This is a genomic window from Bordetella genomosp. 8, from assembly GCF_002119685.1.
Taxonomy (GTDB): domain Bacteria; phylum Pseudomonadota; class Gammaproteobacteria; order Burkholderiales; family Burkholderiaceae_B; genus Bordetella_C.
This window is the reverse complement of the sequence record NZ_CP021108.1, coordinates 945,291-969,014: the sequence shown is the minus strand read 5'-3', so window position 1 is coordinate 969,014 and position 23,724 is coordinate 945,291. Positions and strand designations below refer to the sequence as shown.

The following is a 23,724-nucleotide window of genomic DNA, read 5'->3' as shown; positions in this document are numbered from 1 at the left end:
ACTTGCCGTCCGCGAACAAGGGAAACAAATGTCGAATGTGTTGAAGGACCGGGTGGCGATCGTGACGGGTGCCGGCGGCGGACTCGGACGCGCGCATGCGCTGGAGCTGGCGCGCCATGGCGCACGCGTGGTGGTCAACGACCTGGGAGAGGCCGCGAAGACCGTGGCGGAGGAAATCCGCCGCGCGGGGGGCCAGGCCATCGCCCACGCGGGCGACGTCAGCCGCTACGACCATATGGAAGCCATGGCGGCGCTGGCCGTCGCCGAGTTCGGCCGGGTCGACATCCTGGTGAACAATGCCGGCATCCTGCGCGACCGCACCTTCGCCAAGATGTCGCTGGACGAGTTCCGCCTGGTGATGGACGTGCACGTCATGGGCGCGGTGCACGCCACCAAGGCGGTCTGGGCCGGCATGCGCGAGCAGAACTACGGCCGCATCGTCATGACGACTTCGTCGTCCGGCCTGTACGGCAATTTCGGCCAGTCGAACTATGGCGCCGCCAAGATGGCCCTGGTCGGCTTCATGCAGACCCTGGCCATGGAAGGCGCCAGCAAGAACGTGCGCGTGAACTGCCTGGCCCCCACCGCCATGACGGCGATGACGAAAGGCCTGCTGCCACCCGAAGCCGACGCCGTGCTGACGCCCGAGCGTGTCAGCCCCGGCCTGCTGGCCCTGGTGGGCGAAGACGCGCCGACGCGCATGATCCTGCTGGCCGGCGGTGGCAGCTTCGAAAGCGCGCACATCACCATGACGCCGGGCATATATATCGCGGACGCCGACGATCCCGCTGGCACGCTGCCGGGCCGGATCGCCGAAGTGCGGGACCAGGCAGGCCAGGTGGCCCCCGAGTCGGGCTGGGACCAGGCCAAACACGAGTTGGCCAAGGCGCAGGCGGGGTCCTGAAGGCAGGCGTCGCGGCGGATCTCCTGGAGAACGCGTCGTTGCGGGTTCGTCAGGACGCGCGACACGGCGGGTCAGGTGCGCAACCATCCCGTCGCCGCCGACGGCAACCTGTCCAGTCCGAACAGCACGCGAGCGGTTTTGTCCGGATCCAACGCCAGCGCCTCGGCGGCGGCGCCAGCGATCAATGCGTCCAGCGACGCGGTCGGGCGCAGGTCGCGTCCTTCATAAAGGTCCGCTAGCGCCAGCCCGGGCCAATCGGCCTGGACTCGGCCGCCCGCCACGGCGCCGCCCAGCAGCATCGCGACGGCGCCCTGTCCGTGATCCGTGCCGCCCGTGCCATTGGCGGCGGCGGTGCGGCCGAATTCCGTGGCGACCAGCACCGTCGTCCGATCCCAGTCCGAGCCCAGTCCTTCACGCAAGGCCGCCAGCATGGCGTCCAGCGCCTTCAACTGATACGCGAGCCGCTGGTTCTGGCCGCTATGGGTATCCCAGCCGTTCGTCTCCATCATGGCGATGCGCGGACCATCGGGCCGCGCCAGGAATTCGGCGGCCATCTTGCCCAGGTGCGCGGGATCCTGCCGCGCACCCACGTCGCCCGCCAGCGCCCGTGTCTGCATGGCCTGGCGCCAGAGCGGGCCCAGTTGCGGATCGGCGTCGTAAAGCTGGGACACCCGCGCCAGCAGGTCGTCGGGCGCGGCGGGCAAGGCGGAAGGCGCATACGACGTGACCGCCGCCGCGCCGCGCAGCGCGGCGGGTATCGTCGGCGCGAAGGCGATGGCCTCTTCGCGGGACTTCGGCAGCATGCCCGCCAGGCGGTTCAACCAGCCATCCTTGATCCGGTACGGCGCGCTGCCGCCGGTCTCCAGCACGTTCTGCCCATCGAAGTGCGAGCGGTCGCGGTAAGGCGACGCCACGGCATGCACGAACAAGGCCTGGCGCAGCGCATACATGCGCGCCGTCTGCGCCAGCGCGGGATGCAAGCCGAAGGTGCCGTCCAGGCGCGTGGCCGCCGGGACGTCGATCGCCAGTTCGCCGCGCAGGCGGGCGTAGGCGGGATCGGCATAAGGCACGACGATATTCAGGCCGTCGGCCGCGCCCCGCTGGATGACGAAGACAAAGCGGCGGTCCGTCTCGACATTGGCGAAGACGATGCGCGGCCTGGCGACCAGCGAAGCGGCGGCCAGGGCGAGGAAATGGCGGCGAGGTAGGGTCATCGTCGTTGGAAGTCCGGTGAGACGAGCAGGAGCGCGATACCGGCTTGCACGCTTTCAGCGCGCGCCACGGCCTCGGCGGTGGCGGGGCTGGCGGCGCCCGCGAACAGCGCATGGGCCAGCAAGCGCGGGTCTTGCGTCCCATTGCCGCGCGCGGCCAGCCGCTGCGCAGCTTCGACCCTGCGCACCAGCGCGTCCGGCGCCGCCCACGCTGCCGCCACGTCGTCGTAGCCGGCCGGCGAACCGGGACGCCACACCGGCTGTCCCAACTGCGCCAACAGCGGCGCGTAGGCGGTATTGCCCCGTAGCCGGCCGCCCAGTCCCCGCACGGCGGAGATCATCCATTCCCAAGGCGTCTTGAACTTCGCCGTGAGGGCCTGCGTTGGCCACGCCCATGCGGCGGGCATGTCCACGAGATCGCGGTACAGGGCGGGCAGATCGCCGCCGCTGCGCGCATAGGTCCGCGCAAGGCGATCGACGGCCAGCGATGGCGGATCGTCGGCGATGAAGTGGCGTGCCAGCTTGAAGGCGATATGGCGCGCCGTGTCCGGCGATGCCGCGAGATCGCGCAGCACCGCCAGCGCCTGTTGCGGGCCGGGTTGCGCATACTGGCGTCCCATGATGGCACGCACACCGGGCTCGTGCAGCCCGGCGCGGAACACGAACGCGCCCGGCTCGGCATCGCCGGGTCGAGGACCGCGCGAGCCGGCGATACTCCAGCCCGTCAACGCGCGCGCGAACTCGGTGACGTCGGCTTGGGTGTAACCCGTGCGCACCCCCAGGGTGTGCAGTTCCATGATCTCGCGGGCCAGGTTTTCGTTCAGGCCGCGCTTGCGGCCCGGATCGCGCTCGGCCGCGCGCCGGACCGCCTTGCTGTCGGGTCCGGCGGATCGCGGCTGGTCCAGGAACAGCTGCATGGCGGGATGCTGCTCGACGGCAACCAGCATGTCCTGGAAGCGTCCCAGCACATGCGGACGGATCGCTTCGGCCTCGAAGCACCCGGCCAGCGCGGCGACCACCGGCTTGTCCGCCGACACCGCGAAATGGTTGGTCCAGAAGTGCACCAGTCTTTCGACGAACGGCGTCGCCGTCGTCAAGGCGCTTTCGACGCGGGCGTCCACCGCGCTCCGGTAGATTTCACGCGCGGCGCCGGCCTTGCGGCCCGGCTGCTGATCCGCGGCCACTGCCAGGGACGAGGGCTGCGCCTGCCAGACGGCGGGGCGGGGATCGTAGTCGTCGAATTGCGCCAACAGCCATGCCTTGGGATCGGCGGGCGCCGGCTCATCGGGGCGGGCGCCCAGGCCGAAGCGGTTCAGGGCGATGGCCGCCGCATGCGTGCGAGTATCCATGGCGACCTCCTTGGCTCTCCGGTCCCTGGCTTTGCGTGGCGTCAGCGGGCAGCGCCATCGCGCGCCGAGCCTTGTGCCGCTTTATTGCCCGAAGCGGGCGGCTCGCGCCATTGCCCGCGACGGCGCAAGCCGTCGACGAAGGCCAGGCGTTCCTGTGGCGACAGGCTTTCCGCGAAATCCGCGACCGCGCGCTCCACCCGCTTGCGCACTTCGCCATCGGCCTCCCGTGCCCGGGCCAACGAAGCATCGAGCGCCGCGCGATCGAATTGCGGCGCGGCCAGTTGCTCCAGGACTTCCCGACGCGCCTCGCGCGCCGCCAGCGCGTCGTCGCGGCCTTGCCGCCGCGCCTGCCTGAGCGCCTGCAGGAACTGCTGGCGACGTTCCGGCGCCAGTTCTTCGGCCGCGAAACGCAACGCGGCGCGCGGCGCCGCCGCGTTCTCCGCGACATGATCGGCGGAAAACCAGCGATAGGCGCCGCCGGCGATACCGCCCAGCAGGAACGCGTTCAGCACCAGCGAGCCGACCAGCGCGAACTTCCACGTGCGGCCTGTCATTCTTCGCTCCAGTCGGACAAGGGACTGCTGAAGCCGGTTTCCATCCAAGGCGCGTCGGCATGCATCGCCGGGACCGCCGTCAACATGTAGAAGGAAACGGCGAAGGCGCCGACGCAGCCGCCGGCCACGCCCACGCCGGCGAACACCGCGCCGGACCACCAGAGGCGTGCGCGCCGCCACAGCGGCCGCGCGGGAGCGCTGGCGACGATGCGATCGAACAGGCTCCGGTCCGGCGGCGACACCGTGTCGCCATCGAGCCATGCATCCAGCGGCGCGGCGGCCGCGAGTATCGCGTCGGCCGCCACGGGATGACCGGACGCCCAGGCTTGCGCGCCGGCACGCTCGGCTTCAGGCCAGCGGCGCGCGTCGGCGCCGTAGGCTTGCACGATGGCTTGGAATCTTTCAGGTGTCATGGCGTACCTTCACGGTTTCGGTGGCGGCCAGCGTCTCGCGCAGGGCACGCCTGGCTCGCACCAGCAGGCTTTCCAGGGCCTCCACGCTGATGTCCATCACGGCGGCCGCTTCCACGTTGGACAGATCCTGGTAGTAGGTCAGGACCAGCGCCTCGCGCTGCCGCGTCGGCAAGGCCGCGAGCGCGGCCTGGACACGACGGTCGCGCGCGCCCGTTTCCACCACCTCGTCCGGCCCCGGCCCGGGGTCGGCGCTTTCGGGCAATTGGTCGACAGTCTCTTCATGGCGACCCCGCAGCCTGTCGTAGCACAGGTTCAGCGCGACCCGATGCAGCCAGGTATCGAATCGCGCCTCGCCTTCCTTCCACCGCGGGGCCTGTTTCCATATGCGCACGAACGCTTCCTGCGCCACGTCTTCGGCTTCCATGCGATCGCCCAGCATGCGCGTGGCCAGTGCGAGCAGCCGGGGCAACTTGAGCGCGACCAACTGGCGCACGGCCGAGGAATCATTCCTGCCGACCCTGGCCAGCAGGTCGGCATCGGGCTCGCGTTCGCTCAAAGTGCGGGTCTGGTCGTTGGAAAGACGTCAGTAAACGTACACCGGATGGACATGGACCGGCCGCGCCGGCACGACGACGCAGCCGCTCAACGTGGCGGCGGCGAGCAGCAGGATGGCGATGGTTTTGATCATGATGGGAACTCCAGGTTCAGTTTCATGTGCGGAGACAAAGGGCACGCTAGGCCCAATGCCCGGGAATCCAGTGCCAGTTGGGACCGTGCGCCACCCAGTGGCCTGGTACCCAGTGATGACCTACCCGCACGGGCCGCCAATGACCGGGGACCCAGGCGTAGGCCCCATGGTCCCAACGCCAGTGGCCGGCGTCCCAGACGTAACCCGCGCGCGGGCCGGGCATGACTTCGACGCGCGGCGGAGGCGGCGGCGCGGTGGGTTCGACGATCACCAATTCGGCGCACGCCGACGAAGCCGCGGCCAGGGCGCCCGCGGCGCATGCCATCTTGAGGAAAACAGGAAGCTTCATTCACGACTCCCAGCGATACCGTCGGATCGGGACGGCGCCGTTTCTACTTCAACGGACGGCGCGCGGGAAATCCGTCGCGGACAGATGTAAGAGTCGGTAAAGCCGGCGCTAGCCGGGCGCTAGCCCCGCACTAGCCTGGCGCGGCCGCCTGGCGCCCGATGCGCAGCACTTGGCGTATCCCGACGGACGCGATCAATCCCATGATGATGGCGACCGCGCCCAGCGCCACGCGCAGGTCGGCATGATGCGTAATGGCGCCGATGATGGCCGGCCCCAGCAGCATGCCGGTATAGGCACAGCGGGCGATGGCCGCCACGCCTTCCGCCGGCGTGGTCCCGGGCAGCCGCGCGCCGGCCAGGAAAAAAAGCGGCATCAGGTTGGCCACGCCCAGCCCCATCAGGATGAAGCCCGCCACTGTCCAGGCCGGCTGCGGCAAGGCCACGGCCAGCGCGATGCCCGCGAAGCCCATCCAGGTGCTGATCGTCAACGTGGCCCCATCGCCGATGCGGCGGCGCAAGGGATCGGCCGCGAAGCGCCCGCAGGCCATCCCAGTGGAAAAGGCGGCATATCCGTAGCTGGCCAGCTGTGGCGCGGCTCGGGCGACATCGCGCAGGTACACGCTGGCCCAGTCGTACATGGCGCCTTCGCAGATCAGGCCCAGGAAGGCGAAAAACCCGAGTATCCAAAGCGCGGCGGGAATCCGCCTGGAACCGGTACCCCGCGCCTCGTCTTCCGTGGCCGCATCGGCCAGCAGATAGGGCCGGCCCCATGCGATGGCGCCCAGCGTCGCGACCCCGATGCCGGCGGGATATACCCAGGCCGGCAGATCACCCAGGGCCGCAAGGCCGCCCAGGCCCGCGCCTATCATGCCGCCCAGGCTGAACATGCCGTGCAGGGTCGACATGATGGGGCGGCCGCCGCGCGTTTCCACCGCCGCGGCCTGCACGTTCACGGTGACGTCGTAACCGGCCGTGGCCATGCCCAGCACCAGCAGCAGGGCCAGCAGGATCTCGAAATTCGGCATCCATGGGATCGATGCGGTGGCCACCGCATACACCACGCCGCTGACCACCATTGCGCGGGCACTCCCTACCCGGGTGGCCCAGCGCCCTATCGTGCCCATCGCAATGATGGCGCCACCCGCCACGGTCAGCATGGCGAAGGACAGCACGAAGTCCGACAGGCCGAAGCGCGACTTGATGTCGGGTATCTGCACGCCCCAACAGGCGAATGCCATTCCGGCGACGAAGAACTGCGCCATGACGGCGCGGGTGGTGGCGCGCATGCCATGGGCATGGGCCGTTGCGGAAGGCAAGGAGTCGTTCAAATCCACCGATTCAGGTATCCGTTGTCAATGCCGGCGTGGCGTTACAGGGAATAGCGCGCGGCGCGTTCCGCGGCCTGGGCTTCCAGCAGGGGCGCCAGCTGGCGTACCGCCCGCCGGAACTGCTGCGCCACGGCGCCCAACGGAATCGCGCGGCGCCGAAGCAGTCCCAGTGTGCGCGTCACCCGTGGCCCGCCCAGCACACGGATCGCCAGCCGCGGATCCGGCAGGTCAGGCAATGCCGACAAGGGCAGGACGGAGATGCCCAGCCCCGCTTCCACCAGGCCTAGCGAACTGGTCAGATGGTCGATCTCCACCAGGTGGTCGCGCTGCCAGCGCCACTTCCGCAAGGCCTGTTCCAGCACCGCGCGGTTGCCGCTGCCCGGCTCGGAAACGATCAGCCGGTAGGGTTTGAGGTCGCTCCAATCGACATGGCGCCGTTCGGCCAGGGGGTGGTCGATCGGGCAGGCCAGCAGGAAAGGTTCGGTGAGCAAGGCGTCGAAGGCCAGGCCGGCGCCCGCCGCGGGCTGCAGGGTGATGCCGAAATCCACCGTGCCGTTCAGCACCGCGGCGGTGACGCCCGCCACGTTGTTTTCGGCGATGCGTATGCGGGTCTGCGGCCTTCGCTCATGGAAGGCCCGCAGGATGTGCGGCAGCAGCAGCCTGGTGGCCGTGGGGATGCAGCCCAGGCTGAGCTGCCCGCTGCGGCTGGCCAGCGCGTCGTCCACCGCGGACAGGGCATCCGCCAGGCTGGACAGGATGTCCCGCGCGCGCGGCAGCAGCATTTCGCCGATGGGCGTCAATTGCACACGACGCGTGGTCCGTTCGAACAGCGGCGCGCCGATGGCGGCCTCCAGCCGCTGGATGCGGCGCGTCAGCGCGGGCGCCGAGATGTTCAGCTCGGTCGTCGCCAACTGGAAGCTGGCATGCCGCGCGATCGCCACGAACCCCCGCAGGCCTTCGAGATCGACAGCGTTCAATGAAGCCATGGCATCTGATTATTCCACTTCACGCAATAATAATCGCGCAGCGCGCAATTCACAATCCAAGGGCCCGCGCCGGATACTTCCAGGTCACCCTATTCAAAAACCCCTCAGGGGATGCCGGAGACGACCATGGGCCACGCGCACGACACCGAAGAGATCCAGAACACCTATACCCGGGGCATCGCCGAATTCATCGCCACGCTGGAATACGATGCCATCCCCGACCACGTGCGCGAGCGCATCAAGCTGCTGATCCTGGATTCGTTCGGCTGCGCCATCTTCGGCGCCGAGCTGCCGTGGAGCAGGATCCTGCTGGAAACGTTGCTGGTGGAAGACCAGAGCACCACGACGCCGGTCTGGGGCACGGACAAGCGCCTGTCCTCGCCGCATGCGGCGCTGGTCAACGGCACGCTGATACAGGGCTTCGAGATCGACGACGTGCATCGTGTCGGCGTACTGCACGTGGGCGCGGTCACCTTGCCGGCGGTGCTGGCGGTGGCTGGCCGGCGGCCCGGCATGACGGGACAGGATTTCCTGCGCGCCTGCGTGGCCGGCTACGAGATCGGGCCGCGCGTGGGCATGTGCATGGGACCCGAACACATCGCCCAGGGCTGGCATTCTGGCGCGACGGTGGGCGTGTTCTCCGCCGCCGCCGGCGCCGCCGCGGCGCTGCGGTTGACCGCCGACCAGGCCGTGCATGCGCTGGGCATCGCCGGCACGCAATCGTCCGGCCTGATGGCGGCGCAGTTCGGCGCCATGGTCAAGCGCATGCATGCCGGACGCGCGTCGCAAAGCGGCTTGTACGGCGCCCTGCTTGCCGCGCGCGGCTTCACGGGCATCGTCGACGTGTTCGAAAACCCCTATGGCGGCTTCTGCAGCACGCTGTCGCGCTCGACCGACCGCTTCGACCTGACCAAGCTGACGGCGGGACTGGGCTCTCAGTTCGAAACCATGCGCATCGCCCTGAAGTTCTATTCCTGCGTGGGCAGCAACCACACGACGCTGGACGCCCTGCGCACCATGCGCGCACGCAAGCCTTTCGGGCCCGAAGATGTCGAGGAAATCGTGGTGGAAGGCTCGCGCGTCACGGTGGACCATGTGGGCTGGAAGTACGTGCCGCAGGGATTGACGTCGGCGCAGCTGAACCTGCCCTACTGCGTCGCCACGCTGCTGTTGGAGGGCGACGTTTTCGTCGATCAGTTCACGGAAGCGGACGTCACCAATGCGGAGAGGATCCGCGTGTCGCAGAAAGTGCGGGTGATCGAAGACCCGGCCATCACCGCGCGCGGCGCGGTGTATCGGCACATGGTGAAGGTCAAGGTGGCGCTGAAGGACGGCACGCGGATGGAAGAAACCGTCGAAGCGCCGCGCGGCAGCGAACATTCCTTCGCCTCCGCCGACGACGTCATCGAAAAGTTCGTCAAGCTGGCGTCGCGGCGCATCGCGCGGGCGCAGGTGGATCGCGTGGTCGACACCATGATGAACGTCGAGAAGCTGGCGGACATCGGCGAGCTGATCGACGCATTGACCGTCAAGCGCTGACCGTCAAGCGTTGCCCGGCGCGATCAGGCGAGCTGCCAGTAGCGCGCGAGCGCCGGATCCTTGCCGGTGACCGGGTCGCCCGCCGGGAAGGGCAACCTGGCGATCCGGTCCAGCATGGCCTGGGTGGGCGCGTCCCGGCAGATATCCCACTTCTGCCCGGGCGGATAGGCGCCTACCACCAGGAAATCCGGGCTGGCCGACAGGCGGCAGTGGCCGGTGCCGGCCGGCAGCACCAGCACATCGCCCTTCTGCACGGCCATCTCGGTGCCGTGCGGACCGCCCAGCATCAGGCGGGCCGAGCCGGCCGCGATGCCCAGCGTCTCGTGCGCGGTGGAGTGGTAATGGTGGTAGTCGTAGATGCCGTCGCGCCATTGCGGCACCCAGCCGTTGCGCGCGAACAGGCCTTCGAAGGCGGACGCGACGTCGCCGTCCATGAGCACGCCCATGTACTGCAGCACGGGCAAGCGCGGATTGTTGGGCACCCAGTCGTTACGCTGCAGCAGCAGCGTGGCGGGCACCTGCACCGCGGCAAGCGCGGGCGATGAAGGAATGGCCAGGCAGGCGGCGCCGAGCAGCGCGCCGGTAATGAAATCGCGCCGATGGAATGTCGTCATGGTCAGCTCCCGAGCTGTCTTCGTATCCGGGGCAAAACCCGTAGTGTGACACCCAGGGACCGGCTGTGGAATCCACCGTCGCACCGCGCCTATGGCCGACGGCCCCGGCGCGCGCGGGTCAGGCGGTGACGTGCAGCTGCGTGCCCACCATGCCGTAGGTCGACAGCTGCGGCACCGTGGCCGCGTCCAGCAGGCTGGTGATGGCCTGCGCCTGGTTGTCCAGGACCTTGCGCAGCAGGACGTTCTGGGCTTCCTGCATGGCGTTGGCCTGCTGCAGGCCGACGGCGGTGGCGACGGTCCCTTCGATCGACAAGTTGTCCATGGATATGATCCCCGCGGGAGAAAGATTCCGAAGCATACCGTACGATTGTGACATTTGGCATAATTTCCGCCCGCACCGTACCTTCGCCCTCACCCCATGCCCACGCTGCACATGTTCCTGCTGTTCCTGGCCGCCGACATCGCCCTGAAGTTGACGCCCGGTCCCGACATGGCCCTGACCCTGACCCGCGGCATGACCCAGGGATTCCGGATTGCCTGGCTCAGCGTGCTGGGGACGTTCGCGGCGGGTTTCGTGCAGGTGCCCCTGATCGTGCTGGGACTGGCGGCGATCTTCAAGGAATCGCCCACCCTGTTCCTGGCGGTGAAGCTGATGGGAGCGATGTACCTGATCTATCTGGGCGTGCGCGCCATCCGCCGCAGCCGCAATCCGCGCGCGCTGGCCGAGGTCGCCGCGCGCGGCCAGGGCTGGGACGTATTCGTGCAGGGCTTCATGACGAATCTTCTGAACCCCAAGGTATTCATCTTCCTGATCGCCTTCCTGCCCCAGTTCACCGATCCGGCGCGGGGCCCGGTGTGGATGCAGCTGCTTTTCCTGGCCTGCTTTTCCAAGGTCTTCGGCCTGTTTTCGGGCGCCACCTACGCCTATGGCGCCGCGCGCATACGCAACTGGCTGACCCGCAACCGCTGGTTCCTGAGGGCGCAGGAAGGCGCGCTGGGCGTCACGATGATCGCCGTCGCCGGCTACCTGATCTTCAGCCAGGATGGGCCGGCGGCGAAGTAGCCGGCTATGCCGCGCGCTCGCGGATGATCAATCCCAGGTAGACGAGCCCGGCGGCCAGGCTGGTATGGCCGCTGTAGCTGACCAGTCCCAGTCCCCAACCCTGCCGCGCGACGACGATGGACAGCGCCACCGCGAGTGCGCTCCAACCGGCCAGGCGCAGCATGCGGGTGCGCGCGGGCGTGAGCAGGCGGCCGAACAAGGCCTCCTGCTGGCGCTCGGTCGCCATGGCCAACGCCATGAAGCCGAGCAGGCAGAACCACAGCGTCAGCAGATGGGTCATCGGGCCGCTCCACGCGGCGCGCGCGGCCTGTGCCGCGCCATCCGCACCGCCAACGCGGCGTGCAGCGCCGCGAACAGCCACAGCATCAGGTCGAAGCCGGCGTAGACCCAGTCGCCCGTGGCGATGCTATGCCACAGCGGCCGTTGCGTGGTCAGCGCATTCACGACGGGCAACGCCGCCAGCAGGGCCGCGGCCAGCCACAGCAGCTCCAGCCAGGCCCGCCGCGCCGGCCGCGCCAGGGCGTACAGCAAGGTCGCTGCCCACACCGCGAAGAACAGATCGATCTCCCTGGCGGCGCGCGCGTCCAGGCCGGCCGGCAGCAGCCGGTTGCCCCAGAGAAACGCCGTCATCGCCACGGACAGCCCGGCGATGGCGGCGATGTTCAGCCGCTCGACCAGCCGGAACCCAAAATGCGGGCGCTGCGGATCCGGCAGCTTCTGCCGCCGCTTGACGGTCCACATCACCAGGCCGGTGCCGACCATGGCCGTGCCCGCCAGGCTGACGATGAAATACAGCCAGCGCAGCTCCAGGTCGCTGAAGCGCCCCAGATGCAGGGCGTACATCACGCCCCTGACCTCGGCCGCCGGGCCGACACTGTCGTACACCTGCAGCAGCTTGCCGGTGGCGCCTTCGAACAACAGATAGTGCGGGCTCCTCGACGGCCTGTCGGCCTCGCCGCGGGTGACGGCGACGCGCGACGCGGCATCGCCGGGCAGCGTCACCGTCACGCGTCCCACCTGGTCGGTGCCCCAGCGCGCCTGGGCCTGCCGCACCATCTGGTCGATGGGCGCCAGCGCGGCGGGCTGGCCGCTGGGCTTGCCCGGCTGGATGAAGGTATTGAGCTGCGCCGTCAGCGCCTGGCGCTGCTCCGGGGTCTTGATCGCGACCTGCTGCCCCCAGGGCATGTACATCGCCATCAAGGTGACCAGCCCGGTGTAGGTGATCATCAGGTGGAAGGGCAGGCCGAACACGGACAGCGCGTTGTGCGCGTCCAGCCAGGAGCGCTGGCCCTTGCCCCAGCGGAACGTGAAGAAGTCGACGAAGATCTTCTTGTGCGTGATGACGCCGCTGACGATGGCCACCAGCATGAACATCGCGCACAGGCCGGCCAGCCATCGCCCCCAGAAGGCCGACATGTAGTGGAACTGGAAGTGGAAGCGGTAGAAGAAATCGCCGCCCTGGGTGGCGCGCGCGGCCACCTGGCGGCCGCTGTCGGGATCCAGCGTCGCCGAACCGAAGGAGCGCCGGCCCGGCTCGGCGCTGGGCAGGCGCCAGAACACGTCGACGACATTGCTGCGCGGCGTGGGCAGCTCCATATTCCATTGCGTGGTGCCGGCGGCCAGCACCCGCATTTCGTCGGCGACGCGTTGCGCGGTGGCGGCGGGGTCTCCCAACTGGGCCTGGTGCGGCAGCTCGGGCCGCATCCACTGGGAAATTTCCTCCTTGAAGTAGCTCACCGTGCCGGTCAGGAACATCGCATACAGGACCCAGCCCGCCAGCAGGCCGGCCCAGGTGTGCAGGTCCGACATGGTCTGGCGTATCCCGCGGCCCGTATATGCGGCGAAGACCCAGACCACGGCGCCGGCGTAAATGGCGAAACTGGCCAGCATGCCGGTCAGCACCGCCTGCGGGCGGCTGATGGGCAGCGCGAGCGCCGCCACGCTTGCCAGGGCCGCCAGCGCGTAACCGCCGCCGATGGCCAGAACGATGCGAACGATGAGCGCGCCGGTGCGCCCCATCCCTGTTCCTATACCCCGCAAGATGCCCCTTCCCTCTTTCAGAAATCGATCTGCGCCGACAGCAGCAAGGTGCGCGGCGCCGCGACCGTGGCGTAGGTCCCACTGACCAGCCAGTAGTCCTTGTTGAACAGGTTTTCGATGTTGGCGCGGAACACCACCGACTTGCCCATCACGTCGGTGGCGTAGCGCGCGCCGACGTCAAAGCGCGTCCACGAGGGTACCTTGAAGGTGTTCGCCGCATTGAAGTACGTCGACGACGTGTGGATGACGCGCGCGTTCAGGCTCAGCCCCCGCACCCACGGCGTATCCCAATCCACGCCCGCGTTGAAGGTGCTGTCCGGCACGCCGTTGGCATCGTTGCCGTCGTTCACGCCACCCGCCGTACGCTTGAGCTTGGCGTCGAAGAACGTCGCGCTGGTCATGACGCGCAGGCCGCGCGTCAGTTCGCCATAGGCCGACAGCTCCACGCCGCGATTGCGCTGTTCGCCATCGAAGCTGTAGATGTTGGTGTCCGGATCCGTGATGGCGTTGGGCCGGTCGATCTGGAAGACCGACGCGGTGGTGATCACGCTACCCCAATCGACCTTGACGCCGGCTTCGTACTGCTTGGATTTGTAGGGTGCGAAGACCTGCCCGGCGTTCGCCGCCGTGGCCGGCGCGATGCCGCCGCGCGTCAGGCCGGAGGTGAAGTTCCCGTACAGGGAGACGTTGGACATCGGCTTGAAGACGATGCCGGCCAGTGGCGATACCGCGCTTTCGTCATACGACGAAGTGCGGGCGCCACTGGTGGTCGAATAGTTGTCCAGCTTGACGCGCTGGTCGCGCAGGCCGCCGGTGACCAGCAGGCGGTCGCCGAAGAACGACAGCGTATCGGTCAGGGCCACGCTGGACAGCGCGGTGTCCGACGCCTTGCTGGGCGACACGCGATCGCCGGTCACGGGCGGCAGTGGCGACGGGTGGTAGATGTTGGACGCCACGCGGGTCGCCGAGGTCACGTAGGCATTGCCGGCCTCCTGGTCCAGGCGCGTGGCGCCCAGGGTCAGCGTGTGGCCGACGCCCCAGGTATCGAAGCGCGCGCGCATGCCCACTTCGCCCGTGGAAGTCTTGCTGTAAGAGTCGTAGTACGCGTTGGTGACCGTGAAATTGCCGAACTGGTCCACCGGTCCCGACGGGAAGGTCTGGTCGGCCGAACCGTAGCGATAGCCGCCCGCGGCATAGACGGTGATGCGGTCGGTGACGTCGTACTCGACGCGGCTCAGGACTGTCGAATCCTGCAGCTTGAGCTTGGTGCCCGGGAAAAAGTTGCGATGCCCGGACGGCGCGTCCGGCATGGACGTCACCGAGGACTGGAAACCCACCTGCGGACGAAAGTTGTCGGTATCCTCGCGCTGGTCATAGGCATCCAGCGACCAGCGCAGCCGGGTGCCGCGATAGTCCAGCCCGATCGCGCCCACCGTCTGCTGCTGGTTGCCCTTGTCGATCGTGGTGGCGCCATCCTTGTACACGCCGTTGACGCGTATACCCCACTCATTGTTTTCACCGAAGCGGCGGCCGATATCGAACTGCTCGCCCAACTGGCCCTTGCTCTGGTAAGTGGTGGTGAAGCGGGTCAGCGGATCGTCGCCGGCGCGCTTGGTCACGATGTTGATGCCGCCGCCGATGCTGCCGTTCGGCGCGATGCCGTTCATCAGCGTACCGGGGCCCTTCAGCACTTCCACTCGCTCCATGATCGCGGCCGGCATGCGGCTGGCCGAGGCCAGGCCATACAGGCCGTTGATGCCGACGTCGTTGCTCGACACCGTATAGCCGCGGATCTGGAAGTCCTCGCCGAAGCCATTGGTGGAAGTCAGCATGCGCACGGACGATTCGTTCTGCACGACGTCCGCCAGCGTGCGGGCTTGCAGGTCCTCGATCGCCTCGGCGGTGTAGTTGGTGGTATTGAAGGGCACGTCCATGACGTTGTTCGTGCCGAGTATGCCCAGGCCTCCGCCGGTGGCGATCTGCCCGCCGGCATAGGCCGGCGGCAGTTCGTTCTCGGCGGTGGTGTGGACCTTGACCGTGGGCAAGAGCACGGCGCCGGCGCCCGTGTCCATGGGGCGGTTCAACACATACCCGCCGTTGGCCTGGCGCACCGCCTGGATGCTGGTGCCGGCCAGCAGCGCGTCCAGCCCGCCTTCCACCGTATAGCTGCCGCGCAGGCCCGTACTCTGGCGGCCTTGCGTCACCTCGGGCTTGAACGACAGCATGATGCCGGCCTCGCGGCCGAAACGGCCCAGTACGCTTTCCAGCGTGCCGGCGGGAATGTCGTAGTTGCGCACCTGCGCGGCCGGGGACTGCGCGTGGACCGCGGGCGCCAACGCCATCAGGGACGTCGCCGCCACCGCGCCGAATGCCATGCGCCCCGCAGCGCATGCCCACACGGCCCGGCGGGCAACCGGTTTCAGAGAGCGCTTGCGCGCCATAGCCTTGTACATATGCAGCCTTTCGTTCCGAATGAGTAAGTGTTCTCATTCGCATTGACCCGCGAAAACTCAAAACGGATCAGGTTGGCTGGATTTTTTTGAAAAGAGCGTCAGCCTCGCGCGACGGCAGGCCCCGGAACCAGGCGCGAGGCCCTGCCCCAGAAGCGCCGGCGTATTTCCAGCTGCGCGCCCAGCGTCGTGCCGACCGTGCGCATCACTTGGTCGATGTCGCGCAAGGGGAAGGATCCCGACACCCGCAATCCGGCGATGCCGGGATCACAGGACAGCGACTCGGGGCTGTAGCGCGCCAGTTCGGCGATGAAATCGTCCAGGCGCATACCGTGGGCCACGATGAAGCCGTCCTTCCAAGCGGCGCCGTCGTCGTCTTCCCGGCGCGGCGGCTCGACGCCGCCAGCGGTATAGATGGCGGCATGTCCAGCCTGGATATCCAGCGTCCGCCCGCCATCGCCGCGCGGCCGGACGCGCACCGCGCCTTTGTAGACGCCGATGCGCGTATCGCCGTCCTGCTGGCGCACGGTGTATTCGGTGCCCAGCGCCTGCGCGGTGCCTTCGGTGGTTTCCACCAGGAAGGGCCGGGGCATGGCCGCGCGGTCCACCGCCGTGGCGATGAATATTTCCCCCGCCAGCAGCCTGATGCGGCGTTCGGCCGCGTCGAAGCGGACGTCGATCGCGCTGTCGGTGTTCAACACCAGCTTCGTGCCATCGGCCAGCACCACTTCGCGGCGCTCGCCCACCGCGGTGCGATAGTCGGCGCCGGTCCATACGCGCCACGGCGCGTGCGCTTCCACCGCCCAGCCCGCGCCGCCCGCGAATACCATCACCGCCAATGCCTTGATGATGCGGCGCCGGTACGCCGATCGCGGCCCCAGCAACGTGGCCTGCGCCACGGCGGCATGCAGGGGCGACGCCAGAGGCTGGAGCCGGCCGCCCACGGCTTCGATGCGCTGCCAGGCGCGCGCGTGGTCCGGATGCGCGTCGCGCCAGCGCGCCCATTCTTCGCGCACCGCCGCCGGCACCGCATCCCCCTGCAGTTCCACCAGCCATTCGAGGGCGCGCTCGGCCACCGCCGGCGGGATGCCGGACACATCGGTGGTGTCGCGATACCAGGGAGAGGCGGACAAAACGTTATCCCGTGAACGAAAGATCGGCGAAATAGCAGCGCTGCAAGGCCTTGACGACGTAGCGCTTGACGGTAGGTATGGACACGCCCAGCGACTCAGCCACCTGGGCGTGCGTGTGCCCGTCCAGCTGCGACAACAGGAAGGCGCGCCGCACGATGGCCGGCAGGCCGTCCAGCAGCCGATCCAGTTCCAGCAGCGTTTCCAGCAGGATGGCGTGGGTTTCCGGCGAGCAGGCCATCTCCACGGGGGCCTGGGCCAGGGCTTCCAGATAGGCTTTTTCGAGTTTCTCGCGGCGCCAGTGGTTGGATACCAGGCGCTGCGCCACCGTGGTCAGGAAGGCGCGCGGCTCGTCCAGCGCGGCGGGCACCCGCTCGCTGCTGAGCAGGCGGATGAAGGTGTCATGCGCCAGGTCGGCCGCCTGGTCCGCATTGCCCAGGCGCCGATGGAGCCAGCCTTTCAGCCAGGAGTGATGGTCGCAGTAGAGCGCTTCCACGTGGGTGGGGTAGAGATATCCCGTACTCAAAACAGGGCCTTTTCGGTCGGGCCATCGCGGCCCGGGGCGGGCGCGAGCCTGATGCACATCGCAAATAGTAATCGTTACCATTTTCAAGTGTACACCGGCGTAGGGATATTCGTGCTCCAGCGTTGCGCGCTTACCATGGCTGAGCTGGACCGCCAGCCGGGGCGCGGCCTGGCGCGGCTGGATCCTGGCCGCCCGCCCCTGACGGGCGGCCAGCCGCCTTCCTACGTCCCGCTGCCCTGCAGCTTGTCCTGCGTGCGGGTGTCGAAATCCGAGGCATCGTGGCGTTCGTGCAGTTGGTTCGCCAGATCGCCGTTGACGCGATTCACCATCCTGCCGCGCCGCACCGCCGGCCGCGCGCCGATGGCGTCGGCCCACCGCTGCAGATGCCGATAGTCCTGCACCGACAGGAACTCCCCTGCCCCATACACCTGCCCCTTCACCAAGGCCCCATACCACGGGAATATGGCGATGTCCGCGATGGTGTAGTCGCTGCCCGAGATGTATTCGTTGTCCGCCAGCCGCTTGTCCAGCACGTCCAGCTGTCGCTTGGTTTCCATGGCGAAGCGGTCGATCGCGTATTCGATCTTGGTCGGCGCATAGGCGTAGAAGTGGCCGAAGCCGCCGCCCAGGTAAGGCGCGCTGCCCATCTGCCAGAACAGCCACGACAGGCACTCGGCTCGCAGGGCGGGATCCTTGGGCAGGAAGGCGCCGAACTTTTCCGCCAGATACAGAAGGATCGCGCCGGATTCGAAGACGCGGATGGGCTGGGGCCCACTGCGATCCATCAAGGCCGGGATCTTGGAATTCGGATTGACCTGCACGAAGCCGCTGCCGAACTGATCGCCGTCGCCGATGCGGATCAGCCAGGCATCGTATTCCGCGCCCTTGTGCCCCTGCGCCAATAGTTCTTCCAGCAGGATGGTCACTTTCTGCCCATTGGGAGTCGCCAGCGAATAAAGCTGAAGCGGATGCCGGCCGACCGGCAATTCCTTGTCATGCGTGGGGCCGGACACCGGCCGGTTGATGCTGGCGAAGTGGCCGCCGCTCGGTTTATTCCAGGTCCAGACCTTGGGTGGCACGTATTCGGGGGATGCGCTCATTCAACAGCTCCTTGTCAGCGGCGGATGATCATTCCGCCCATGCTTTCGTATAGCACGGCACGCTACGCAAGCGCGCAAAGCCCGACGCCGCGTGCGGGCAAACGAGGCGCTGCGGTATCCTGCGTGCACGGCATACGCACGTGGAGCGAAGGTTGGCACACATCATTCCGGACGGCTGGGAGAACCAGCAGCGCAGCGGCCCGGCGCAACGGGAACTGGACACATTGGCCCGGCTCAAGGCCGGCCTGCCCGACGACTACACGGTCTACCACGCGGTGCACTGGACCAATGTCGAAGGCCGCCACGCCATCCACGGCGAAATCGACTTCGTGATCACCAACCGCGCGGGCGAGCTGCTGGTCATCGAACAAAAAACCGGCGCGCTCGACGAAACGCCGGAAGGCCTGGCCAAGCGCCACGAAGGCAAGGCCAGGCTGGTATCCGTGCAAATGGCCCGCACCGCCGACAGCCTGCGCGCGAAACTGGCCCGCAGCCTGGACGGCGCGGAAATCCGCCTGGACTACCTGCTGTATTGCCCGGACCATCGCGTGGTGGCGCCCACCACCGCGGGACTGGTGCCGGAACGCATTGTCGACGCCAGCCGGCGCGACCGCCTGTGCGGCGTGATCAAGGACATCCTGCCGCCCGGCGTGCATACGCCGCTGGCGGCACGCGTGGACCGTTTCCTGCGCGACATCATTCGCCTGGAAGTCGACGTCAGCGCGTTGATCGGCCAGGCCCGCACGCAGGTGACGCGGCTGGCCGGTGGCCTGGCGCATTGGGCGCGCCAGCTGGACATCGATCCCTATCGCCTGCGCGTGACGGGTACCGCCGGCTCAGGCAAGACGCAGCTCGCGCTCGCCGAATACCGCGACGCCATCGAACAAGGCAAGCGTCCGCTCTACGTGTGCTTCAACCGCCCCCTGGCCGATCATTTCAACCGGATCGCGCCCGAAGGCGGCCTGGTGTGCTCCTTCCATATGCTGTGCGACCGCTTGTTGCGGGCCGCCGGACGCAAGCCGGATTTTTCCCAGGCCGACGCCTTCGACCGGCTGGTGGAGCAGGCCGCGACGCTGGAGGTGCCGGCGGATTTCCTGTTCGACACCGTGATCGTCGACGAGGGCCAGGACTTCAGCGCGCGCTGGCGCGACATCGTGCTACGCCTTGCCAAGCCGAAGGCGCGCGTGCTCTGGCTGGAAGACCCGCTGCAGAACCTTTATGGCAATACCCCGCCCGAGCTGCCCGGCTGGGTCCGCATGCGGGCGCAAAGCAATTTCCGCAGCCCGCGCCCGGTGGTCGGCTTCCTGCACACCATCCTGCCCGACGACGCGCACATCGACGCCCAGGCGCCGGTGCTCGACGCCGACGTGGAAGTGCTTTCCTATCGCGATGAAGAAAGCCTGGCCCGCGCGGTCAAGCAGGGCATACGCAAATGCTATTCGGCCGGTTTTCGGCAGGAGGATATCGCGGTGCTCAGCTACCACGGCCACAAGACGTCGCAGGTGCTGCGCCGGGACAAGCTGGCGCCGCACACGCTGCGCCGCTTCACCGGCCAATACGACATGTTCGGCCAGCCCGAATATTCCGCCGGCGAAATCCTGGCCGAATCGGTATATCGCTTCAAGGGCCAGTCGATCCCCGCGGTGGTGTTCGCGGAGATCGATTTCGATACGTTGGACGAACAGGCTGTGCGCAAGCTGTTCGTCGGCGCGACACGGGCGACGCTCAAGCTGATACTGATCGCGGCCGAGCCCGCAGCCGCCGTCCTGAGCGACAGGCTGGGGCAGTCGGCGGAAGCGGAACAGGCCTGACGGCAGTCCGCCTCCGCCTTCAATGCGCGCTGGCGCGCGCGTAGAAACCCTGCCGCTCCAGCAAGGCGTCATGCGTGCCGGACTGTGCCAGCCGGCCCTCCTGCAACACCAGTATCAGGTCGGCCTCGCGGATGGTGGAGAGGCGGTGGGCGATGACCAGCGTCGTGCGATTCCGCATCAGCAGCTGCAGCGAACGCCGAATACGCAATTCCGACAACGTGTCCAGGTGCGAGGTCGCCTCGTCCAGGATCAGCACCGGCGCGTTCTTCAGGAAGGCGCGCGCGATGGAGATCCGCTGGCGTTGTCCGCCCGACAGCTGCATGCCGCGTTCGCCCACCTTGGTCGCCAGGCCGTCGGGCAAGGCGCGCACGAAGTCCGTAAGCGCTGCCTGCTCCAGCGCCGTGCGCAGCTCGGCATCGCTGGCGTCCGGCCGCGCGAGACGGATGTTCGCTTCCAGCGTCTCGTTGAACAGGTAGGTGTCCTGGGTCACCAGCGCGACGCATTCGCGCAGCCCGTCCAGTTGCAGCTCGCGCACGTCGATGCCGCCGACGCGTATCGCGCCCTGTGCGGGGTCCCAGAATCGCAGCAGCAGGCTGGCCACGGTGCTCTTGCCGGCGCCGGACGGGCCGACGATGGCGGTCATGGCACCGGCCGGCACATCGAAGCTCAGGTCCTTCAGCGTGTCGTCCCGCTTGCCGGGATAGGCGAAGCTGACGTGATCGAAGGCCAGCGACAGGCCTTCCGCCGCGCGCGGCGCGGGCCGGGGTCCATCCTGGACGGGCTCGGGCTCGTGATTGACCACGTGCAGGCGGCGCGACGCCGCGATGGTGTCCGCCAACTGGCGGCTGACCTGCGAGATCTCCGACACCGGCAGGAACGTGGCCAGCGAGATCAGGATCAGTAGTGGCAGCATGCCCGCGTCCAGCGCACCGGCGGACACCTGCAGCGCGCCGACGACGGCCACCGCGAGGCCGCCCAGGCCCATCGCGACTTCGAAGCGGGCCGCCTGGCCCGAGAGATCGCGCAGGATATCCAGGCGGCGCAGGCCATAGCGTTCGGCCAGCGCCAGGAAGTTGGTGCGGCAGCGGTCGGTCGCCTGGAAGGCCGTCAGCTCGGCGAGTCCCTGGATGGTGTCGGTGGCGTGGGCGCTCATTTCGCCCAGTGCCGCCCGGGCCTTGTCGCCCAGGGCATCCACATGGCGGCGGCCGCGCACGGGGGCGAACAGCGCATAGGCCAGGAAGGGCAGCAAGGTGATGGCCACGGGCCAGCTGAAGGCGAACAGGAAACCGAGCACGGTCAGCGGCACGAGCAGCGCGACGATCGCGGGCGCGATGGTGTGGGCGTAGAAGTATTCGATCATCTCCACGTCCTGGGTCGCCAATGCCACCAGGTCGCCCGAGCGGCGGCGCAACAGGTATGCGGGCGCCAGCCGTTCCAGCTTGTCGTAGAGATGCACGCGCATATCGCCCAGCAGGCGGTAGGCCATGGCGTGCGCCAGCCAGGACTCCAGCCAATGGAACAGCGCGGCCAGCGGCGCCGCCACCAGCAACGCGACGACCAGGCCGCCGGTGTCGCGGCCGTCGCGCACGGCGGCCACCACCAGGGCGCTCAGGACGCCGACGCCGATGTAGGCCGCCACGCGGGCGACGCCCAGGAAGATTGTCGCGATCAGCGTCCCGCGCCAGGGACGCACCACCGCCAGCAGGGTGGCCACGGTCGCGCGCCAGCCGACATGTTGCGCGTCGTCGTCGAGCGCGCGCGCCTCGGGCGGCGCAGGGTCGCCGGCCTGGGAAGCGGCGTGCGCCGAGGCATCGTCGTATGCGTCGGCAACCGCGGGGCCGGCGGCATGCGCGTGCGGAGCGGCATACGCGCGTCCATCCGGATCGCCGCCCTTGCGCCGCGCCTCGTCCTGCTCGTGCATCAGCTCGTGGTAAAGGCCGCGCCGCGCCATCAGCTCGGCGTGCGTGCCCTGCTCCGCCACGCGGCCGCCATCCAGCACCAGGCAACGGTCCGCGCCCAGCACGCTCGCCAGGCGATGCGCCAGGATCAGGGTCGTGCGGCCGGCCATCAAGCGGTCGAGCGCCTGCTGGATGATGGCTTCGTTCTCGGTGTCCACCGAAGACAGCGCTTCGTCCAGGATCAGGATGGGCGCGTCGCGCAGCAGCGCGCGCGCGATCGCGATGCGCTGGCGCTGGCCGCCCGACAACTGCAAGCCGCGTTCACCGATGCGCGTCGCGTAGCCGTCGGGCAAGGCCATGATGAAGTCATCGATGTTCGCGGCGCGCGCCGCGGCGCGGACCTGCTCCGGGCTTGCGTCGAATCTTCCCAGGCGCAGATTCTCGTCCAGCGTGCCATGGAACAGCGTGATGTCCTGGCTGACCACCGCGATACGCGACAGCAGCGCCTGCTGATCGAGGTCCCGTATATCGTGTCCGCCTATGCGCACCGCGCCTTGCTGCGCGATGCATTCGCGCAGCAGCAGGCGCACGATGGTCGATTTACCGGCGCCGCTGGGGCCCACGATCCCCACGCGTTCGCCCGCGTCGATACGAAAGCTCAGGCCACGATGCGCCGTACGCTGTGCGGTGTAGGCGAACGTCACGCCGTCGAATTCGACACTGGGCCGGAAGTCGGCCGCGGCGATGTCGGCCGTGGCGATGTCGGCCACGGTCGCCGTCGCGGAACTGCCCAAGGCGGTCGCGGCGGATTCCGCGTCCATCAGGGCATGGATGCCGGCCGCCGCCGATTGCCCCAGCATGCCACGATGCAGCACCGCGCGCAGGTCGCGCAGCGGCCGGAAAATCTCCGTTCCCGCCATGAGCACGATCAGCAGCGCCTCCACGCTCATCTCGCCGTGCCCGACGCGCCAGGCGCCCAGGGTAAGCGCGAGCGCGGCACCCAGCGCCACGCCCAGATCGCTGATGCCGCGCGTCAGCAGGCTGACCGACAGCACCCACATGGTGCCATCCGACAGGCGCCGCGCGCGCTCGGCCAGCCGGCGGCCCCAGGATTTTCCTTGCCCGAAGGATTTGAGCGTCGGCAGTCCCTGCACCGCGTCCAGGAAGTCTTCACCGAAATCATGCAGCGATCTGGAACGCTCCAGGCTGGCGCGCCGGTCCAGCATATGCACGGCCATGGGCCCCACCAGGGCGAATATCGCCGCCGCCAGCAACACCAGGGCCGTCGGCACGTCCCAGAATGCGATGACGGCGAAGATGGCGAAAGGCGCCGCCGCCGCGATCGCCAACTGGGGCAGGTACTGGCCGAAAAAAGTCTGCAGCTGTTCGACCCCGTCGACCACCGTCAGCATCACCCCGCCCGTGCGCTGGTTGGCGAACCAGCCGGGGCCGAGCGCGACGATCCGGTCATACAGCCTGGCGCGCAGCACCTGCTGCACGGTGGCCGCGCAGCGGTTGGCCTGGACGGTGCGTCCGTGGTCCAGGGCGGCACGCAGCAGCACCATCGCCACCGCCGCGCCGGCCGGCCAGATCCAGCCCTGCCAGGGCGAGCCGGCGAATACCATTGCCAGCATCTGGCCCAGGAATACATAGCGGCCGATGCCGGCGGCCAATGCCAGCAGGCCCAACACGATCCCGCCCGCCAACTGCCCCCGCATGCCGCGAGTCAGCCGCCAAAGCCGAAAGTCGAAATACATCTGTCCGTCCTTGAT

Annotated in this window: 21 protein-coding genes; 4 read left to right on the top strand and 17 right to left on the bottom strand. The window is 68.3% G+C overall.

Translation table 11 applies throughout. The annotated features are described in order from the left end of the window. The first annotated feature begins 28 nt into the window (after nt 1-28). On the top strand, nt 29-904 hold the full coding sequence (locus CAL12_RS04405) for an SDR family NAD(P)-dependent oxidoreductase (RefSeq protein WP_086063373.1): 876 nt from the start codon (nt 29-31) through the stop codon (nt 902-904). A gap of 71 nt (nt 905-975) precedes the next feature. Here CAL12_RS04405 and CAL12_RS04400 read toward each other — a convergent pair whose 3' ends face one another. The 8 genes from CAL12_RS04400 to CAL12_RS04365 all read right to left on the bottom strand — a co-directional run bounded on the left by CAL12_RS04400 (nt 976) and on the right by CAL12_RS04365 (nt 7,781). Next, a complete protein-coding gene (locus CAL12_RS04400) occupies nt 976-2,118 on the bottom strand; it encodes a DUF1501 domain-containing protein (protein WP_086063372.1) in 1,143 nt (380 codons plus the stop codon). Then, nucleotides 2,115-3,464 carry a DUF1800 domain-containing protein gene (locus tag CAL12_RS04395; RefSeq protein WP_086063371.1) on the bottom strand — a complete coding sequence of 450 codons (1,350 nt, stop codon included), beginning with the start codon at nt 3,462-3,464 and terminating at the stop codon, nt 2,115-2,117. Before CAL12_RS04395 ends, CAL12_RS04400 begins: the two co-directional genes overlap by 4 nt. Before the next feature lie 41 nt (nt 3,465-3,505). After that, a complete protein-coding gene (locus CAL12_RS04390; protein ID WP_086063370.1) occupies nt 3,506-4,018 on the bottom strand; it encodes a periplasmic heavy metal sensor in 513 nt (170 codons plus the stop codon). Next, the gene (locus CAL12_RS04385) at nt 4,015-4,431 is read right to left on the bottom strand and encodes a hypothetical protein (protein ID WP_086063369.1); all 417 of its coding nucleotides are present in this window, start codon (nt 4,429-4,431) and stop codon (nt 4,015-4,017) included. Before CAL12_RS04385 ends, CAL12_RS04390 begins: the two co-directional genes overlap by 4 nt. Further along, nucleotides 4,421-4,987 (bottom strand): RNA polymerase sigma factor, encoded by a 567-nt coding sequence (locus CAL12_RS04380; RefSeq protein ID WP_086063368.1) that lies wholly within the window; start codon nt 4,985-4,987, stop codon nt 4,421-4,423. Before CAL12_RS04380 ends, CAL12_RS04385 begins: the two co-directional genes overlap by 11 nt. Nucleotides 4,988-5,165: 178 nt before the next feature. Next, a complete protein-coding gene (locus CAL12_RS04375; protein WP_086063367.1) occupies nt 5,166-5,468 on the bottom strand; it encodes a YXWGXW repeat-containing protein in 303 nt (100 codons plus the stop codon). A 130-nt stretch (nt 5,469-5,598) separates the two neighbouring features. Continuing rightward, nucleotides 5,599-6,783 carry an MFS transporter gene (locus CAL12_RS04370; protein WP_232464704.1) on the bottom strand — a complete coding sequence of 395 codons (1,185 nt, stop codon included), beginning with the start codon at nt 6,781-6,783 and terminating at the stop codon, nt 5,599-5,601. A gap of 53 nt (nt 6,784-6,836) precedes the next feature. Next, nucleotides 6,837-7,781, bottom strand: coding sequence for a LysR family transcriptional regulator (locus CAL12_RS04365; protein ID WP_086063366.1), 945 nt, complete (start codon nt 7,779-7,781; stop codon nt 6,837-6,839). Between the two features lie 126 nt (nt 7,782-7,907). On the opposite strand from CAL12_RS04365, the gene CAL12_RS04360 reads away from it, so the two are divergent. After that, nucleotides 7,908-9,320 (top strand): MmgE/PrpD family protein, encoded by a 1,413-nt coding sequence (locus CAL12_RS04360; RefSeq protein WP_086063365.1) that lies wholly within the window; start codon nt 7,908-7,910, stop codon nt 9,318-9,320. Nucleotides 9,321-9,343: 23 nt separating this feature from the next. Here the strand turns inward: CAL12_RS04360 and CAL12_RS04355 are convergent, their stop codons facing one another. Together CAL12_RS04355 and CAL12_RS04350 are read right to left on the bottom strand one after the other, a co-directional pair. Further along, nucleotides 9,344-9,934 (bottom strand): cupin domain-containing protein, encoded by a 591-nt coding sequence (locus CAL12_RS04355; RefSeq protein WP_086063364.1) that lies wholly within the window; start codon nt 9,932-9,934, stop codon nt 9,344-9,346. Nucleotides 9,935-10,052: 118 nt separating this feature from the next. After that, the gene (locus CAL12_RS04350; RefSeq protein ID WP_086063363.1) at nt 10,053-10,256 is read right to left on the bottom strand and encodes a putative motility protein; all 204 of its coding nucleotides are present in this window, start codon (nt 10,254-10,256) and stop codon (nt 10,053-10,055) included. Nucleotides 10,257-10,352: 96 nt separating this feature from the next. Between CAL12_RS04350 and CAL12_RS04345 the strand changes: the two genes are divergently transcribed. Next, the gene (locus CAL12_RS04345; RefSeq protein WP_198298376.1) at nt 10,353-10,997 is read left to right on the top strand and encodes a LysE family translocator; all 645 of its coding nucleotides are present in this window, start codon (nt 10,353-10,355) and stop codon (nt 10,995-10,997) included. A gap of 4 nt (nt 10,998-11,001) precedes the next feature. On the opposite strand, the gene CAL12_RS04340 is transcribed toward CAL12_RS04345, so the two are convergent. The 6 genes from CAL12_RS04340 to yghU form a co-directional block, all read right to left on the bottom strand. Then, entirely contained in the window at nt 11,002-11,277 is a 276-nt protein-coding gene (locus tag CAL12_RS04340) for a DUF3325 domain-containing protein (RefSeq protein ID WP_086063362.1), read from the bottom strand. Continuing rightward, a complete protein-coding gene (locus tag CAL12_RS04335; RefSeq protein WP_086067673.1) occupies nt 11,274-12,806 on the bottom strand; it encodes a PepSY-associated TM helix domain-containing protein in 1,533 nt (510 codons plus the stop codon). Before CAL12_RS04335 ends, CAL12_RS04340 begins: the two co-directional genes overlap by 4 nt. Before the next feature lie 248 nt (nt 12,807-13,054). Beyond that, nucleotides 13,055-15,412: a TonB-dependent receptor gene (locus tag CAL12_RS04330; RefSeq protein WP_086063361.1), complete on the bottom strand. Its 2,358-nt coding sequence runs from the start codon at nt 15,410-15,412 to the stop codon at nt 13,055-13,057. Between the two features lie 176 nt (nt 15,413-15,588). Then, nucleotides 15,589-16,620: a FecR domain-containing protein gene (locus tag CAL12_RS04325; protein WP_086063360.1), complete on the bottom strand. Its 1,032-nt coding sequence runs from the start codon at nt 16,618-16,620 to the stop codon at nt 15,589-15,591. Nucleotides 16,621-16,624: 4 nt separating this feature from the next. Continuing rightward, nucleotides 16,625-17,143 (bottom strand): sigma-70 family RNA polymerase sigma factor, encoded by a 519-nt coding sequence (locus tag CAL12_RS04320; RefSeq protein ID WP_232464702.1) that lies wholly within the window; start codon nt 17,141-17,143, stop codon nt 16,625-16,627. A 221-nt stretch (nt 17,144-17,364) separates the two neighbouring features. Beyond that, nucleotides 17,365-18,243, bottom strand: a complete 879-nt coding sequence (gene yghU / locus CAL12_RS04315; RefSeq protein WP_086063358.1) for a glutathione-dependent disulfide-bond oxidoreductase — start codon at nt 18,241-18,243, stop codon at nt 17,365-17,367. 152 nt (nt 18,244-18,395) lie between these two features. Here yghU and CAL12_RS04310 point away from each other — a divergent pair, with 152 nt between their 5' ends. Further along, a complete protein-coding gene (locus CAL12_RS04310) occupies nt 18,396-20,054 on the top strand; it encodes an ATP-binding domain-containing protein (RefSeq protein ID WP_086063357.1) in 1,659 nt (552 codons plus the stop codon). A gap of 19 nt (nt 20,055-20,073) precedes the next feature. On the opposite strand, the gene cydC is transcribed toward CAL12_RS04310, so the two are convergent. Continuing rightward, on the bottom strand, nt 20,074-23,709 hold the full coding sequence (cydC, locus tag CAL12_RS04305; protein WP_086063356.1) for a thiol reductant ABC exporter subunit CydC: 3,636 nt from the start codon (nt 23,707-23,709) through the stop codon (nt 20,074-20,076). Between the last annotated feature and the right edge of the window lie 15 nt (nt 23,710-23,724).

Bases quoted from the DNA above. Each gene is read 5' to 3' on its own strand.
- CAL12_RS04405 (WP_086063373.1), top strand. From the start codon at position 29: ATGTCGAATGTGTTGAAGGACCGGGTGGCGATCGTGACGGGTGCCGGC.
- CAL12_RS04400 (WP_086063372.1), bottom strand. From the start codon at position 2,118: ATGACCCTACCTCGCCGCCATTTCCTCGCCCTGGCCGCCGCTTCGCTG.
- CAL12_RS04395 (WP_086063371.1), bottom strand. From the start codon at position 3,464: ATGGATACTCGCACGCATGCGGCGGCCATCGCCCTGAACCGCTTCGGC.
- CAL12_RS04390 (WP_086063370.1), bottom strand. From the start codon at position 4,018: ATGACAGGCCGCACGTGGAAGTTCGCGCTGGTCGGCTCGCTGGTGCTG.
- CAL12_RS04385 (WP_086063369.1), bottom strand. From the start codon at position 4,431: ATGACACCTGAAAGATTCCAAGCCATCGTGCAAGCCTACGGCGCCGAC.
- CAL12_RS04375 (WP_086063367.1), bottom strand. From the start codon at position 5,468: ATGAAGCTTCCTGTTTTCCTCAAGATGGCATGCGCCGCGGGCGCCCTG.
- CAL12_RS04365 (WP_086063366.1), bottom strand. From the start codon at position 7,781: ATGGCTTCATTGAACGCTGTCGATCTCGAAGGCCTGCGGGGGTTCGTG.
- CAL12_RS04360 (WP_086063365.1), top strand. From the start codon at position 7,908: ATGGGCCACGCGCACGACACCGAAGAGATCCAGAACACCTATACCCGG.
- CAL12_RS04355 (WP_086063364.1), bottom strand. From the start codon at position 9,934: ATGACGACATTCCATCGGCGCGATTTCATTACCGGCGCGCTGCTCGGC.
- CAL12_RS04350 (WP_086063363.1), bottom strand. From the start codon at position 10,256: ATGGACAACTTGTCGATCGAAGGGACCGTCGCCACCGCCGTCGGCCTG.
- CAL12_RS04345 (WP_198298376.1), top strand. From the start codon at position 10,353: ATGCCCACGCTGCACATGTTCCTGCTGTTCCTGGCCGCCGACATCGCC.
- CAL12_RS04340 (WP_086063362.1), bottom strand. From the start codon at position 11,277: ATGACCCATCTGCTGACGCTGTGGTTCTGCCTGCTCGGCTTCATGGCG.
- CAL12_RS04335 (WP_086067673.1), bottom strand. From the start codon at position 12,806: ATGTCGGACCTGCACACCTGGGCCGGCCTGCTGGCGGGCTGGGTCCTG.
- CAL12_RS04330 (WP_086063361.1), bottom strand. From the start codon at position 15,412: ATGGCATTCGGCGCGGTGGCGGCGACGTCCCTGATGGCGTTGGCGCCC.
- yghU (WP_086063358.1), bottom strand. From the start codon at position 18,243: ATGAGCGCATCCCCCGAATACGTGCCACCCAAGGTCTGGACCTGGAAT.
- cydC (WP_086063356.1), bottom strand. From the start codon at position 23,709: ATGTATTTCGACTTTCGGCTTTGGCGGCTGACTCGCGGCATGCGGGGG.